The organism is Mycobacterium attenuatum, assembly GCF_900566085.1.
Classification (GTDB): Bacteria; Actinomycetota; Actinomycetes; order Mycobacteriales; family Mycobacteriaceae; genus Mycobacterium; species Mycobacterium attenuatum.
On record NZ_UPHT01000136.1, the window covers coordinates 17,200 to 32,483 of the forward strand.

Consider the following 15,284-nt stretch of genomic DNA (forward strand, 5'->3'; position numbering starts at 1 on the left):
CGGGCGCTCGGTGGATGCGCTTCAGCTGTGGCAGGGCTCGCCCTACGCACCGTTGTTCGGCCCGCCCGAGTTCTGGCCGGGAATGTCGGTGATCGGGAAGTTGGGCATCGGCTTGGGCGAGGCTGTGTTGGGCAACGACGGGATGTCGCCGGCCGGGATGTCGTGGAGTTCGTTGACCGGTGGCCCGTTCTCCCGGCTGCCGTAGCTGCTTCCGGGCGCTCGCGGCCCGAGCAACTCGCTGACCGTCACCAACCGGTAGCCGTTGGCCTTGAGCACCGGGATGAACTGGTACACCAGGTCGACGGTGCTGGAGTAGGTGTCGTGGAACAGCACCACCGAGCCCGGCCTGATGTGGGTCATCAACATGTATCGCGTGGCCGCCGTGTTGGAGTCGTTGGCCCAGTCGAAAGGAATGACATCCCAAAGGATTTCGGCTTGGCCGAACTTGGCGGCGGTTTGCCGCACGGCATCGTTGGACAGGCCACCGGCCGGACGGTACAGCGTCGGGGTGCGTCCGGTGGCGGCGGTAATCGCGTCGTTGGCCCGGGCGAACTGGCCGGCGATGTCTTCGGCAGGGATGGTCGTCATGTTCGGGTGTTCCCAGGTGTGGCTGCCGATCTCCATACCGGCGTCGGCGATGCGCTTGGCGCCCGCCGGGTTGGCCGCCACTTTGTTGCCGATCAGGAAGAACGTCGCCTTGGCGTCGTTGTCCTTCAGGATCTGCAGCAGCCGGTCGGTGTAGGGCCCCGGCCCGTCGTCGAAGGTCAGCGCCACGCACTTGACTACCGAGCAGCTGAGGTTGTCCGCGCGGGTGACATGGCCGGTCAGGCCGCCGATCACTAGCACCGCGACCGCCGCCACGACGCCAACCACCATGCGCCAGTAGCGCCAGGCCTGGTTGTCGGGTCGTTTGGGCACTCGCTTGGGCACTGTGGAAGTTTACCGGGCGTCGAGCGTGGGATCTGGGCGCCGAGTGTGCCCTCGCGGCTTCGAGCGTGCATACCGGGCGGGAATCCGTCCGCGTTTTCCGCCCGGCATGCACACTGGAAGACCAGGTCGCACACTCATTACCCGGACTTTACCGATGCCCGGCTACGGCCCGGAGCCCTCTCAGCGCGGCCCGGTGATTTCTTCCAGCATCTCGGTGACCAGCGCGGCGATCGGAGACCGTTCGCTGCGCAACAGCGTGATGTGCGCGAACAGCGGATGGCCCTTGAGCTTCTCGATCACCGCGACGATCCCGTCGTGGCGGCCTACCCGCAGATTGTCGCGCTGGGCGATGTCGTGAGTCAGCACCACCCGGGAGCCCGTACCCAGCCGTGACAGCACGGTCAGCAACACGTTGCGCTCCAGCGACTGGGCCTCGTCGACGATAACGAATGAGTCGTGCAGTGAGCGGCCGCGAATGTGGGTCAGCGGCAGCACTTCGAGCATGCCGCGGGACAGGACCTCATCCAGCACCGCCGGGCTGGCCAGCCCCTCTAAGGTGTCGAAAACAGCCTGCGCCCATGGGCCCATCTTGTCGCTCTCGCTGCCGGGCAGATAGCCCAGCTCTTGGCCGCCGACCGCATACAACGGGCGGAAGACCACCACCTTTCGGTGAGTCCGGCGCTCCAGCACCGCCTCCAAACCTGCGCACAATGCCAGCGCCGACTTTCCGGTGCCGGCTTTACCGCCCAGCGAAACGATGCCCACCGACTCGTCGAGCAGCAGATCGAGCGCCACTCGCTGTTCGGCGGAACGGCCACGCAGCCCGAAAACTTCGCGGTCACCGCGAACCAGCTGGACCCGTTTGGCCGGGTTCACCCGGCCCAGCGCATGGGAGCTACCGCCCAGCAGCCGAATTCCGGTGTGGCATGGCAGGTCCCGCGCATCGACCAGGTCGATTTCGCCGTCGGCGAACAGCGCGGCGATATCTTCGGCCGCGGTTTCGAGTTCGCGCATCCCCGACCATCCGGACGCGACGACGTCCTGCGCGTGGTACTCGTCGGCGGCCAGGCCCACCGCGGCAGCCTTGACCCGAAGGGGGATGTCCTTGCTGACCAAGGTGACCTGCCGGCCCTCGGCGGCGAGGTTGGCGGCGCAACTGAGAATCCGAGAGTCATTGCTGTCGGTACGAAAGCCGGCGGGCAGCACCGCCGGGTCGGTGTGGTTAAGTTCGACGTGCAGCGTACCGCCTTGAGTACCAACGGGAATGGGCTGATCCAGCCGTCCGTGCTCCAGCCGGAGATCGTCGAACAAGCGCAGCGCCTGACGGGCGAACCAGCCCAGCTCGTGGTGATGGCGTTTGGCCTCCAGTTCGCTGATCACCACCAGCGGCACCACCACCTCGTGCTCGGCGAAGCGACTGCACGCCCAGGGATCGGACAGCAGCACAGAGGTGTCCAACACGTAGGTCCGGAATTCGGTCACGGGGCGCTCCTCGAGCGAATGACGCCCGGGCGGACCCACACGAGCGTGTCGGCGCGGGCCGCGGCATCAGGACCGGGGCCGGTCCTGCCCTTGTGGTGACGGGAGGTGCCGCCCTGGCAGCAGAGCATGTCGCTGACCATCGAAACCGACGCTACTCCGGTGACGACACCGCCGCAGCGCAGGCGCGCCGACGCGCTCCGTTCGCGGTCGGAACTAGCCGGTGACGAACTGCTTGAGCGCAGGCTCGTCGGCCAGCCCCCAGGCAGTGATGCGATCGGAGATCACCTGCCGCCGCTGGTGGGGATCGAAGATGCCGGCGTTGGCCACCTTCTGCACCTTGTCCTGGTAGGCGTCAATGTCAGCGCCGACGACCTCGAGGTCGGCAGCGCGGGCTGCGATCGCGGTGATCGTCTCGTCCCGGGTGTAGTCGAGGCAGTGCGCGACAAGGTTGGCGAAGAACAGCTCGTGACGCGCCTCGTCCCGGGCGATCCGGTCGATCAGCCCGGCCAGGATGGGCTCTTCGATCTGCGCAGCCAGGTTCTGACAGAAGACGGCCAGGGAGCGCTCGTAGAACGCCATGTAGACCAGAGTCTCCACCTGCGTGTACTTGTCAGCGCGGTAGCCCTGCATGACGTATTGGACGCGAACCTCTTCATTGGCGACCGGGTCGACCTCGCGGGTCACCACGAGGTATTCCCGCAGCGCGATGGCATGCAGATGCTCTTCCGCGGTCCACCGGCCAAGCCAGCGGCCCCACCACTTCTCAAGGATGAAGTGCTCGACCAGCTCGCGGTGATGGCCGGCCAGGTTGTCCTTGAGGATCAGCAGGATCTCGCAGGCGTCGGTGATGACCCGGGGCAGCGTTGCCTGGGACGGGTCCCAGTCCCGTCCGCCGAGGAAGGCGAAGTTCTCGCCGCGGTCGAACGGAACGTAATCGTGGGCGAACCAGATGTCCTCGGTGTCAAGGTGGCGAGCCATATTCTCTTCCACCACGGGCTCGAGTTCGAGGGTCAGCTCATTAGCTACAGGTTTCTGTGCCATGCAGTAACTGTAACCCGACGACACAGGTTTCGTGAAATTGGGCCTGCGCGTGTCGCGGCCCACCCGCATCATCGCGCTGACAACGCCTTTCGGCACCTTTTCGGCACCTTTTCGGCACCTTTTCGGCACCTTTTGGGCACCGCTAACGACCGACCAAGCTCCAGTCCTCGAGGCCCTCGTAGAGCGGAAATTCCCGGGCCAGACGACTCACCCGGGCACGAAGCGCGGACAGATCGGCAGCGCCGCCCGCTGCCAGGGCGGTGGCGATCACGTCGGCAACCTCGCTGAATTCCGCGTCGCCGAATCCGCGGGTCGCCAGCGCCGGAGTCCCGATCCGCAGACCGGAGGTGACCATCGGTGGGCGGGGATCGTTGGGAACGGCGTTGCGATTGACCGTGATTCCCACCTCGTGCAACAGATCCTCGGCGGCCTGACCGTCCAGTGGAGAGTTGCGCAGGTCCACCAACACCAGGTGGACATCGGTTCCGCCGCTGACGACCGAGACACCGGCCTTGGCGACATCGTCACCGAGCAATCGTTCGGCGAGGATCCGGGCACCGGACAGGGTGCGCTGCTGGCGGTCGGCGAACTCAGCGGTGGCCGCGATCTTCAGGGCAACCGCCTTGCCGGCGATCACATGCATCAACGGTCCGCCCTGCTGGCCGGGGAACACCGCCGAGTTGATGGCCTTGGCGTACTCCTGCTTGCCCAGGATCATGCCGGAACGGCCGCCGCCGAGCGTCTTGTGCACCGTGGTGGAAACCACGTCGGCATGCGGTACCGGCGACGGGTGCAATCCGGCGGCGACCAAACCTGCGAAATGGGCCATGTCCACCCACAACTTCGCATCGGCCTCGTCGGCGATCGACCGGAATGCCGCGAAGTCGAGAATCCGCGGGTACGCCGACCAGCCGGCGATGATCACCTTCGGGCGGAATTCCAGCGCTTTGGCGCGCACCGCATCCATGTCGATCAGGTGTGTCGTGGGGTCCACGCCGTAGAAGCCGGTCTCGTACAACTTGCCGGAGAAGTTCAGCCGCATGCCATGGGTCAGGTGGCCGCCGTTGGCGAGGTCTAGACCCAGCAGCCGCTCCCCCGGGGTCATCAGCGCGTGCAGGACCGCGGCGTTGGCCTGGGCACCCGAATGCGGCTGCACATTGGCGAAATCGGCGCCGAACAGCGCCTTGGCCCGGTCCCGGGCGATGTTTTCCACGACGTCGACGTGTTCGCAACCGCCGTAGTACCGCCGCCCTGGCAGTCCCTCGGCATACTTGTTGGTCAGCACGCTGCCCTGAGCCTGCAACACCGAGCGCGGCACGAAGTTCTCCGAGGCGATCATCTCCAAGGTGTCCCGTTGCCGGCCAAGTTCCTTGCCCAGCAGCTCTGCGATATCGGGGTCGACCTCGGCCAGCGGGGCGGACATGACAGAGCGTGTTTCAGGGACCGTTTCAGGTGCATCAGTACGAGCGTCGGGTGCGGCAGTCACGGGCGCCAGTCTATCCAGGCAGCCCCTTTCGGGCCGACCACACGGCACATCGCACCCCGCAACCACTGGTTGCTCCGGCCGACTCGATCACCCTGTTGGTCCGGCCCGGCGCCGGCGCACCGGAGCTGCGCGACGCCGAACGGGCCGGCGCCGCCTTTTCACCGGCCCAGCCGCCGTTGCCGGGCAGATCCCTGCAAGACTGACACCATGCCACGGCTTAGCGAGCCGAGCCCGTACGTCGAGTTCGACCGAAAGCAATGGCGCGCGCTCCGTATGTCGACCCCGTTGGCCCTCACCGAAGAGGAATTGATCGGCCTGCGCGGCCTGGGTGAGCAGATCGACCTGCTGGAGGTCGAAGAGGTGTATCTGCCGCTGGCCCGGCTCATTCATCTTCAGGTCGCCGCGCGCCAACGGCTGTTCGCCGCAACCGCCGAGTTCCTCGGCGAGCCGCAACAAAACCCGGACCGGCCGGTGCCGTTCATCATCGGCGTGGCGGGCAGCGTGGCGGTCGGCAAGTCGACCACCGCACGTGTGCTGCAGGCACTACTGGCCCGGTGGGACCACCATCCGCGAGTGGACCTGGTCACCACCGACGGTTTTCTCTACCCGAACGCGGAGCTGGAACGGCGAAACATCATGCACCGCAAGGGTTTTCCAGAGAGCTATAACCGCCGGGCGCTGATGCGGTTCGTGACGTCGGTCAAGTCGGGCTCGGACTACGCGTGCGCGCCCGTCTATTCGCATCTGCACTACGACATCATTCCCGGAGCCAAACACGTGGTGCGCCATCCTGACATCCTGATCCTGGAGGGGCTCAATGTCTTGCAGACCGGCCCCACCCTGATGGTGTCGGACCTGTTCGACTTCTCGCTGTACGTCGACGCGCGTATCGAGGACATCGAGCAGTGGTACGTGTCGCGGTTCTTGGCGATGCGCAGCACGGCGTTCGCCAACCCGGAGTCGCACTTTCACCACTATTCGGCGTTGTCTGACCCGCAGGCCGTGGGCGCGGCGCGCGAGATCTGGCGGTCGATCAACCGGCCCAATCTCGTTGAGAACATCCTGCCGACCCGGCCGCGGGCCACCCTGGTGTTGCGCAAAGACGCCGACCACTCGATCAACCGGCTGCGGCTGCGCAAGCTGTAACCGACCCGCGTCAGAGCCGCTGCCGAGCCAGACCGGCGATGCGCCGGGGACTCCGGGCTTGCCGAACAGCACGCCGCTCGTGCCGCCGGCGCCGCCGTTAGAGCCATTCGCGCCGCTGCAGCCGTTGCCGATCAGGCCCGCCGCCGCGCCGCACCGGCAAGCTGGTTGGGCCCGCCGTTTCCGCCGTTACCTCCGTTGCCCGACGACAGCCCGCGGAGATTCTGCTGGACATCAACGGCCTCCGCGCTTGCGTACGCACCCGCACCTACCCTCAGAAGCCGCACGAAGCTGTGCGTGAAACCCGATCGCCGGCGTACTGAGGTTCTGGTAGGCCTCGGCATAGGCGCAAGACAGTGCTGCAATACCCGCCGACACCTGTCGGCGCCTGCCGCCGTCCCGGCCGTCGGGCGCCGCGGCAACCGCGTTGGCCGTGTTGACAGTCGAACCGATACCCGGCCAAATCGGTCCCCGCTGCAGCCATCGTTTCCGGACTCGCGATCACGAACGGCTTGGCTGCCCCAATCTCCTCCCCTGCACTACCGGCAATGACCCGAAATTGCAGCGCATGGCCGCCGGAAACGGCGTCTTCGGCTTTTTGCCGAAGACGCCGCCGGAACGGCTGATGCGGGGCAGTTGCGAAGTAGCTAGGCGTTCTTCGTGGCCAGGCGGTGCACGCCGAGGTATTGCAGGCCGGCGAACACCGCGGTGTATGCGCCGCTGGCCAGCGTCGCGGCGACCCCAACGACGGTCATGGGCACCAATTCAGCAGCCGCGACAGCAGCCACGGTGTAGACGAGATTGCCCACCACGACGCCGATCCCGGCGCGGCGCAGGTTCGGCAACGCGGCAAGACTGAATACCAGCACGCCATACAGCACGAAGAAGGCGCCGACGCTGTATTCCTGGCCGGACGTGAGCCCGGTCATTCTGGAAATCGGGTCGGCTGCGACGGCGACGGTCAACCCCATCAGCCCTGTCAACGTGGCATCGACGCGCATTGCGAACCGCAGCAATGAGTCCGTCGAGTCGTACAGGGGTCGGGTTGTCGTACCGGTAACAGCGGTCATAGCAATCACTCCTAGAGCTCTCGGAAAGTCGGTTGGAACGACTCTCAGAGTGCCGATGCTGTACTGCCGGATCGACGCATGGCACTGCCAGCTACTGCCATGGCGGGCCAAAATCATGTCGCGACCGCTGCTCTTCGGCGTAAGCGTGCGCCATGAGGCGCGTGTTGTTCGCATGGAGATGAGAGAGCTGCATCATGGACTCCTGCGATCGGAAGGTTGGGAGCCGGGGCGCCTTTCCTGGGAGACGACCGGTATAGACCGGAGCGGCCTGACAAAGCCGTGGCGGGTAGCACGTCAGATGACGTGTGCACGGCCCGACTTGCTCAAGTCAGGCGTCAGATGACGTGTGCGCGGCGAGCATTGACGAAGAGGAATTGGCAACTAACGGAGCTCTTCGTGAACGAGAGTGCATCGGTGGGGTGGAGGTATTCGGTGCGGGTGCCGTGTCGGTGAGCTGAGGTGGGCCCTCGGCGGGTGACGATTCGGGTTCCTACACTGGCCCGCCACACCACCGCGGGGACCCGTTGTCCGAGGCTACTGCCTGCCCACGCTCTGTTGTTGCCGACACGATTATGCGCACCAGGGGGTGACGATCACCGACGCCGCCGTCGACGACACCCAGACGACGATCTTCTACACGCCGGTGGGCCATGATCCCCGTTGCCCGGAGTGCGGCCGAGACGGCAGGTATCGCGATACCGTGACTCGGCCGTTGACCGATCTGCCAGTGGCCGGCTATCCGCTGGTGTTGCGGGTCGCGGTGCCCCGCTACCGCTGCACCACCGTCGAGTGTGAGCGGGCGGTGTTCAACCAGGACCTCGGAAGGCTCGCAGCGCCACGGTCCTCGACGACGCGGCGCTGTGCTCGCTATGTGTTGCGGCGGTTGATGATCGACCGAACCACCATCTTGGCGATCGCGGCCGAACTCGGGGTGTCCTGGCACACCGTCAGCACCATCGCCATGCCCGCCCTGGCCGATCTGATCGCTGCGGCCGGAACCGATCGTCTGGCCGGGGTGCGGGTCATCGGGGCCGATGAACACCGCTGGGCGCCGCGTCGCCATGACGCCGAGGGGTTCGTCACGCTGATCATCGATCTCACACCGGTGCGCGAGGGCACTGGCACTGCTCGACTGCTTGACCTCGTGACCAGGCGCTCGGCGGCGGCGCTGAAGATGTGATTGGCCGATCAGCCGCCGGGGTTTCGCGACCAGGTCGAGGTGATCGCCATGGACGGCTTCGACGGCTACAAGACCGCCGCGACCGAGGTGCTGCCCAAAGCCACCGCGGTCATGGACCCCTTCCACGTCGTCGCGTTGGCCGGCGCCAAGCTCGACCTGACCCGCCAACGCATCCAACAGGCCACCTGTGGTCACCGGGGCCGTACCGGCGATCCGCTCTACGGCATGCGCCGCACCCTGCGCACCCGGCTGCCGCTGCTGACCAGCCGCCAACGCACCCGGCTCGAGGCGGTCTTCGCCGATCACAACCATCTCGGGGTCATGGCGACCTGCAGTGTCTATCAGCGCATCATCGCTGCCTATAGCCATCCTGACCGGCGCCGCGGCAAGACCATGATGACCGCGATCATCGACTCGCTGCGCCGCGGTGTGCCCGCCGTCCTCGAAGAACTGGCCCAGCTGGGCCGCACCCGGCACCGCCGCCGCCACGACGCGCTGGCCTTCTTCGATCACCACACCTCCAACGGCCCCACCCAAGCCATCAAGGCCGCCTTGAAGCACTGCGCCGCAACGCCCTCGGATTCCGCAACCTCACCCACTACCGCTGGCGCTCACTGCTGCACAGCGGCGCCCTGCACTCACTGGTCAATGCACTCTGAATTACGAAGACCCCCTTTCCCTGCACGAATGAAGGGCGCTGCCAGGGGTGCACGTCGGGCTGGGTTCGTCGTCGACTGATCGGGTTGGGGGTGGCGGAGTCCCCGTACAAGACCCGTGCCCTGGCGGGCTGGAAGGGCTTGTTGCAGACCAAGATCAAGTCGTGCACATGGAAGACGGGTTCGACTTCGGGTTCCATATCCAGTGGCGCCGCAAGCGAGGAACGAACAAGTGGTACGTCTACACCTACATCGCCGACCAGGCGATCCGGCAGGCGAAGGCGAAGATTCGTGCCTGGACCCGACGCACATCACAGGAACCCCTCAAGGACGTCCTAGTACGGCGTGGAGACAGAACCGCGAAGATGACGCGATGTCATAAATGGTCGAGCTATAAACTTCTGCTGCACGCGTAACGTTCTTTAGCCCTGCTGTTTGCTGGACACATAAATCGGCAACTTTGGCGCTGACACCCTGGTCAGAAGCATCACCGGAATCAGCGTCAATGTGATCATTACTGCAGCAATCAGGAACACCATGGCATACGCATGCGTAATGCCCTGCATCAGGTCACTTAGAGCGTGGCCGTTAGGAGGCCGCCCCGGTACCGCTGGTGGCCCGACAGGTAGCTGTCTTCCGACAGAGTAATCTTGCATGGCTACCATCCGGTTCGCAGCAGAAATATTTTGGTCGCGGTTGGATTGGCTTGTCAGCAGCACTGTCATCAGAGCGGTTCCCACCGAAGCCGCAACTTGCTGATTGACTTTGGCGACTGTCGAGCCGCGTGCGACCTGGTGTGGGCGCAACGTCCGCACCGATGCCGCAGAGAGTGGAACCCGCACAAAGCCCCAACCGAGGCCCATCATTGTCAGGCCTGTTGCAAACAGCGGCAAGTAATCGGCTCGCTGACTTACCCCGTACGTGAAGATTCCCATGCCGGCGGCGCTAAACACGATGCCCATCGGGAGGGTTTTGCCTGGGCCGTGTTTATCAATGAGTAACCCACCTAACGACATGGTCAGCACCGCACCGATTCCACGTGGAACAGTACTGATTCCTGATTGCAAAGGAGTCTGATGCAGCACGAGCTGGAAATATCCTGGGATTAACAATCCGGCACCGAGTGTAGCAGCAGCGAAAAGAAAGGTTGCCATATTTGCTAATGCGACTACAGGGTTTTTGAAGAGTCGAAGATCGATGAGCGGATGCGCCGAACGGTACAGGGCATGTAAGACGAATCCGACGATAAAAGCTACACCAATCGCGCCCGGAATCCATACACGGAAATCTGATACTGAATCGCAATCGGGGATGGCTGATACCCCATACAGCAACGCCGCCAGGCCCGGCGACAGCAGGAGCGCACCGACGAGATCCAACGCTTCCGATGAGCGTGGATGATCAACGGGGAATAAGATGGCTGTCATAACAGTGGCCGCTAGGCCAAACGGCAAATTTATCCAGAAGATCCAATGCCAGCCATAGCTGTCGATAAGCCAGCCCCCCAACAAAGGCCCGAAGGCAGAGCCTAGCACTGTGGGAGCGCCCATTACGGCGACGACGCGGCCAAGCCGTTTTGGACCGGCTTCCCGGGCTAAGGTGGTGAGTATCAGCGGTAGAAGCATGCCGCCACCGAGGCCTTGCACGATCCGGAAAATTATTAGTGAATCGATATTTGGCGCAAACCCGCACAGCATCGAGCTGCCGGTGAAGACACTAAGTGAGCTGATAAAGAGGCGCTTGGCGCCAAACCGGTCAGCGGCCCAGCCCGCCAATGGGATAACCGTGGCCAACGCCAATGTATATCCGGTCATAGTCCAGGCGACTACAACGTGTGTGGTTTTGAAGACAGTTATGAAGGTGTGTTGGGCCACCGTAACCACAGTGATGTCCAGATAGGTCATCATCGACACTAGCAAACATATGCTTGCTATTTGCAGTAGCCGTGCGTCAAGATGAGCCGGATAAACCCGTCTATCCAGAACTGAATCGCGCCCACAGGTCGTAGGTGGCACGCCATGGACCGTAGTTGTAGTCGGCCCTAAATCATGTGTCGTCGACTTTCGCGGTCGTCGTGCCCTCAGGCCGCGTACCATCTGCATCGTCTCCTGAATCGCCCCGAGCGGCAAGCGACCGCGTCCGTGTCTTCTTGCGGATGTTTGCACCGATCGGCCTGTTCGGCAATCGGCGACGTCAGCGCCCATCGTCGTGGTCCATACACAAGATGCACGATCAGGCTTGAACCATCGCGCCAAGGCCACGCGATATGCCCGCGTTCCCGAGGGCGTCTTCACCTGCGCACGCTGGCCAACAGTAAGTAGTGCCCGAATCCGAGTGCAAATACCAGCCCCGTAGGTGTGCCTGCTCGTGGCCTGCCATGGCAAGCGCCAGATTCGTGCTGCCGCCCTCTTGTTGGTGGCGGCTGCGGGACTGTAGCTCGGCAAGAGGACTCAGACCGACGCGATCGCAACTTGCTCATCCGCGGGCGGTCAGTGGACCTGGCTGCCAGCACCGGACCAGCCAATGAAAACACATGCAGGCGGTCCATGCCGACGACATGCAGACGATTCCGGCCGACAGGGCCGATACAACGCAGCCGACCAAAGATCGTCAGCACTATAGCGTATATTTTTTTGGCCATTGCGTATACACCGCACTCATATGCGTAGGTTTTGCCGAAATCGCTGACGATTGTGGAAAGCCGCTCCGCCAGCCTGTAGTGTCGCTAGAGTCGATGCATAATCGGTCTGGAAGCTGATCGTGAAATATCGGATTGAGTTTTCAGCCAGCCAATATAATTATACCGGTCTTGAAGAATTCGCGTCATCGTTTAAATTAGATCAGAGACTACGGCACTTTAGTTAAGTTAGCCGATCAACGATATATTGTCATGTCGATAGGCGTATATGCGGTGCGCATTATTGCGGGAACTGCACCGGCAACTTCATTATGTAGTTCTCCATACCTTATCAATAGTTCTCGAGGAGATCATTGTCCGAAATGAGATTTTGTTCTCTGGCTTCTTCGCCGAGAACGCTGCCCGCACAATCTCTGGCTCTGGCATCTCTTTGAGCATCGCTCTAAGATCTGTATTTGAATACGCGGAGACTCGATCACATGGACCCCAGTCATATAACTAGACTCGACCCGTTGGACGAAAGTTTGAGCATGTCGCAGATACCTCACGACCCGAGACACCTTCGCATACCCAGCGTTGATAAGAGTGATGCAGAAGATTTCTGGGGGCAACACATCGGGTTACGCAGGCGCACCCACGCTGCAAGCAGGGCACTGGGCGCACTGGCGTTGATCGCTGGCGTGACTTCCGTTATTGACGAGGTAACCCCTCACGGCTCAGACATATCCGCCGGTAGGCTCACGATTACGCTGGCCACCTGTGATGAGTTCAAATCCGATACGTGCTCGAGTGAAAATTCTGGCGGCTCTACTGATAGTCAAGATACCGATGCTGTCAACAGTGCGAACATATTCACGGCTAATAGCAACAATTATGAAAACGGCTTAAAAAATCCGTTCACTTACGACAAACCGCCGAGCGTCGCCGTTATCATTGACAGCTATGATATTCTAGACGTGATAGACTTCCTGAATCAACAATCTGACCCGATCGAGATGAGCAACGTATATGTCCGCGTTGAGAATGACGACAATTAACCAAGACGCTGTGCACCGGCCTCTGATAAAGTTCTTCTTTATCTGATCTCCCACTGAGAATTCAGCGGCTATTGCGCATTCCATTGAATTTCGCGATGCTTTTTCAAGCAGGTCACGTCGTCGCAGGAGCGTGGACCGCACGTGACGGGTATTTGTTCAACATAGCGCGAAACTTCGCGGCAGACGTTCACGATGACTAATCAATTTGATCGACTTATCGAGCGGACAAACGATCTCACCGCAGCTTGGCTTAGTGGCGCGATCCAATCCGGAACTATCGTTGACTTTGACGTCGAACCTATTGGCGCTGGCCTAATGAGTGAGTGTTATCGCATACGGCTCCGTTACGCCGCCAATTCTTTTGTGTTAAGTAAGCCGCAATCAGTGGTCCTTAAACTGGTGGCTAACGACGAAGTGAGTATGCGAACTGGATGGACCCTGGGCTTCTACGAGCGTGAAGTCCGCTTCTACCGCGACCTCGCACGGCGCGTAAACGGACCGATAGCGACTTGCTATCACGCTGCCTTCGATGCTTCGACTGGGATATTCAACTTGTTGCTCGGCGACGTCAATCCGGCGGTCGCCGGCGATGAAATCCGAGGCGCCACGGTAGAACAGGCGCGACTGGCGGTCGTTGCATTGGGCCGCATACACGGATCATTGATCGGCGACGCAACACTAGCTGAGACTCCGTGGCTCAACCAGAAGATGCCAATCACTCAGACCCTCATAACCGAGTTGTACCCAGACTTCTTGAAGCGGTATGGCAACCAGATTTCACCGCCGCACCGCGCGTTGTGCGATCGTGTGGTGGCCAGCTTTGGCGATTACCGTGACATGATCAACGAAGCCGATGGACCACGAATGTTCGGGTTGATCCACGGTGATTACCGCCTCGACAACCTACTGTTCGGCACTGCTGCAGATCAATCGGTGACCGTCATCGATTGGCAGGCAGTGTGTTGGGGTCCACTGATGGCAGATCTGGCTTACTTTCTTGGCTGCGCCATAGCAACATCCGATCGGCGCCGGCACTACGACGCGCTGTTGCAGGCGTATCATGAGGCCCTCGGTGCTCAATCTCAGATCAGTCTCGCCGATGTTCATGAGAGCGTGCGCCGGCGAAGCCCTCTGTGCGTCGCGAGAATCATCGCTTCAGCGATGTTGGTGGGGCGCACCGATCGGGGCGATGCGATGATTAGAACTGCGCTGCAACGAAACTGCGAACATGTGCTCGATATTGGTTGGCGGTCGAGTTGACATTGCCGCTGGAGGTTCAACTAGCGAAGCCGTCCGAATCGATAGCGGAGGCAAGTGACGATGGCATCTGATAGCGATCAGATCGCGATAATTGGCCTTTCGTGCAGGGTGCCCGGCGCCGTTAACCCTAGTGAATATTGGCAACTTTTAATCCGAGGCCAAAGCTGCATTTCGCACTCCGCGCCTTATCAACGCTCGAGTCGCATCTTTGTCGATGAAAGAGATGGTCCCGACTGCTTGAAGTACGGCGCTTATCTCGAAGACGCAGATTACTTTGATGCTCCGTTTTTTGGAATTTCAGATGATGAAGCTGTACGAATGGATCCGCAGCAGCGCCTGGCTCTTGAGCTGGTCTGGTCCGCCTTCGAAGATGCACGTATTATCCCTGAAAAGATTACGGACAAGCCTGTAGGGTTATTTATCGGTGCGATGCGCGACGACTATTCATCTCTCCTGGCGCGTAACCACGTCGCAATTAGCCCTCGAAGCACGGTGGGGTCGCTTCGCTCGGTTATCGCCGGAAGAATATCTCATTTCTTCGGCCTAACTGGGCCAAGCCTTGTGGTCGACACGGGACAGTCGTCGTCGCTCACGGCAATCATCTTGGCGATAGACAGCCTTCAAAGGGGTGAGTGTGACCTAGCCGTAGCCGGCGGGGTCCACCTAAACCTCGACCCGTATGCCGCCGAAAGCCTTGCCGAGCTTGGCGTACTCTCGCCTGGGGGAATATGCCGCCCGTTCGATGATCGCGCTGATGGCTACGTTCGGGGTGAAGGCGGTGGCGTCGTCGTGCTTACGAAGGTAGCCAGCGCCTTGGCGCATAAAGCCCACATATATTGCGCAATCCGCGGTGGCGCAATCATCAATGACGGCAGTCGCTCGGGCCTCGTCAATCTGACTGCGGATGGGCATAGGCGTTTGTTTAATGCAGCACTAGCCGCTGCATGTACTGAGCCCTCAGACGTCGATTATGTGGAAACGCACGGAACTGCTACGCCGACTGGAGATATCGCCGAGGCAGAATCCCTTATTTCAGTATATCGTGGCCGTTCAGCGCACGGAGTGCATCCGTTGATTATCGGTTCGGCAAAACCCAACATTGGGCATCTTGAGGCTGCCGCCGGGGTCATGGGTGTGATTAAGGTCGCACTCGCGCTGAAAAATGATTTCTTACCCCCAACCATAAATTTTGCGGTGCCAAATGCAGCCTTAACAGGACACGAGTCAAGCGTGCGCGTACTTACCGCTGCGAGCGAATGGCCACACACCGATCACATCAAAACCGCCGCCGTGTCCGCCTTCGGCGTCAGCGGCACCAACGCCCACCTGATCATCCAACAACCACCCCCCCAGCCCACACC

13 protein-coding genes and 1 pseudogene are annotated in these 15,284 nt (G+C 61.6%); 6 read left to right on the top strand and 8 right to left on the bottom strand.

From position 1 onward, the window contains the following. Positions 1-42: 42 nt before the first annotated feature. The 4 genes from EET13_RS21840 to glyA form a co-directional block, all read right to left on the bottom strand. Positions 43-918 carry a polysaccharide deacetylase family protein gene (locus EET13_RS21840; RefSeq protein WP_122444227.1) on the bottom strand — a complete coding sequence of 292 codons (876 nt, stop codon included), beginning with the start codon at positions 916-918 and terminating at the stop codon, positions 43-45. A 192-nt stretch (positions 919-1,110) separates the two neighbouring features. Continuing rightward, positions 1,111-2,412: an RNA 5'-3' helicase PhoH2 gene (gene phoH2 / locus EET13_RS21845; protein ID WP_122444228.1), complete on the bottom strand. Its 1,302-nt coding sequence runs from the start codon at positions 2,410-2,412 to the stop codon at positions 1,111-1,113. A gap of 213 nt (positions 2,413-2,625) precedes the next feature. Beyond that, positions 2,626-3,453 (bottom strand): acyl-ACP desaturase, encoded by an 828-nt coding sequence (locus EET13_RS21850; protein ID WP_122444238.1) that lies wholly within the window; start codon positions 3,451-3,453, stop codon positions 2,626-2,628. Between the two features lie 142 nt (positions 3,454-3,595). After that, entirely contained in the window at positions 3,596-4,876 is a 1,281-nt protein-coding gene (glyA, locus tag EET13_RS21855) for a serine hydroxymethyltransferase (RefSeq protein WP_122444229.1), read from the bottom strand. 8 nt (positions 4,877-4,884) lie between these two features. Here glyA and EET13_RS21860 point away from each other — a divergent pair, with 8 nt between their 5' ends. Continuing rightward, a complete protein-coding gene (locus EET13_RS21860; RefSeq protein WP_122444230.1) occupies positions 4,885-5,142 on the top strand; it encodes a hypothetical protein in 258 nt (85 codons plus the stop codon). Between the two features lie 4 nt (positions 5,143-5,146). Beyond that, complete coding sequence (gene coaA, locus EET13_RS21865) at positions 5,147-6,085, top strand: type I pantothenate kinase (RefSeq protein WP_122444231.1); 939 nt, start codon at positions 5,147-5,149, stop codon at positions 6,083-6,085. Between the two features lie 131 nt (positions 6,086-6,216). Here the strand turns inward: coaA and EET13_RS31825 are convergent, their stop codons facing one another. The 3 genes from EET13_RS31825 to EET13_RS21875 form a co-directional block, all read right to left on the bottom strand. Beyond that, a complete protein-coding gene (locus tag EET13_RS31825; protein ID WP_244604041.1) occupies positions 6,217-6,369 on the bottom strand; it encodes a hypothetical protein in 153 nt (50 codons plus the stop codon). Continuing rightward, entirely contained in the window at positions 6,317-6,562 is a 246-nt protein-coding gene (locus tag EET13_RS31830; RefSeq protein ID WP_342212302.1) for a PE family protein, read from the bottom strand. The genes EET13_RS31825 and EET13_RS31830 overlap by 53 nt, the downstream gene beginning before the upstream one ends. Before the next feature lie 167 nt (positions 6,563-6,729). After that, positions 6,730-7,152 (bottom strand): hypothetical protein, encoded by a 423-nt coding sequence (locus EET13_RS21875; RefSeq protein ID WP_122444232.1) that lies wholly within the window; start codon positions 7,150-7,152, stop codon positions 6,730-6,732. Between the two features lie 541 nt (positions 7,153-7,693). Here EET13_RS21875 and EET13_RS32930 point away from each other — a divergent pair. After that, a pseudogene (locus EET13_RS32930) lies at positions 7,694-8,991 on the top strand (ISL3 family transposase). A 419-nt stretch (positions 8,992-9,410) separates the two neighbouring features. Here the strand turns inward: EET13_RS32930 and EET13_RS21890 are convergent. Further along, the gene (locus tag EET13_RS21890) at positions 9,411-11,084 is read right to left on the bottom strand and encodes a DHA2 family efflux MFS transporter permease subunit (RefSeq protein ID WP_122444239.1); all 1,674 of its coding nucleotides are present in this window, start codon (positions 11,082-11,084) and stop codon (positions 9,411-9,413) included. Positions 11,085-12,138: 1,054 nt separating this feature from the next. Between EET13_RS21890 and EET13_RS21895 the strand changes: the two genes are divergently transcribed. The 3 genes from EET13_RS21895 to EET13_RS29960 form a co-directional block, all read left to right on the top strand. Then, positions 12,139-12,663: a hypothetical protein gene (locus EET13_RS21895; protein ID WP_136623224.1), complete on the top strand. Its 525-nt coding sequence runs from the start codon at positions 12,139-12,141 to the stop codon at positions 12,661-12,663. 192 nt (positions 12,664-12,855) lie between these two features. Further along, a complete protein-coding gene (locus tag EET13_RS21900; protein ID WP_122444234.1) occupies positions 12,856-13,923 on the top strand; it encodes a phosphotransferase in 1,068 nt (355 codons plus the stop codon). A 60-nt stretch (positions 13,924-13,983) separates the two neighbouring features. Then, a partial coding sequence (locus EET13_RS29960; protein ID WP_136623225.1) for a beta-ketoacyl [acyl carrier protein] synthase domain-containing protein occupies positions 13,984-15,284 on the top strand: 1,301 nt, incomplete at its 3' end.

Bases quoted from the DNA above. Each gene is read 5' to 3' on its own strand.
- EET13_RS21850 (WP_122444238.1), bottom strand. From the start codon at position 3,453: ATGGCACAGAAACCTGTAGCTAATGAGCTGACCCTCGAACTCGAGCCC.
- glyA (WP_122444229.1), bottom strand. From the start codon at position 4,876: ATGTCCGCCCCGCTGGCCGAGGTCGACCCCGATATCGCAGAGCTGCTG.
- coaA (WP_122444231.1), top strand. From the start codon at position 5,147: ATGCCACGGCTTAGCGAGCCGAGCCCGTACGTCGAGTTCGACCGAAAG.
- EET13_RS21875 (WP_122444232.1), bottom strand. From the start codon at position 7,152: ATGACCGCTGTTACCGGTACGACAACCCGACCCCTGTACGACTCGACG.
- EET13_RS21890 (WP_122444239.1), bottom strand. From the start codon at position 11,084: ATGGTACGCGGCCTGAGGGCACGACGACCGCGAAAGTCGACGACACAT.
- EET13_RS21900 (WP_122444234.1), top strand. From the start codon at position 12,856: ATGACTAATCAATTTGATCGACTTATCGAGCGGACAAACGATCTCACC.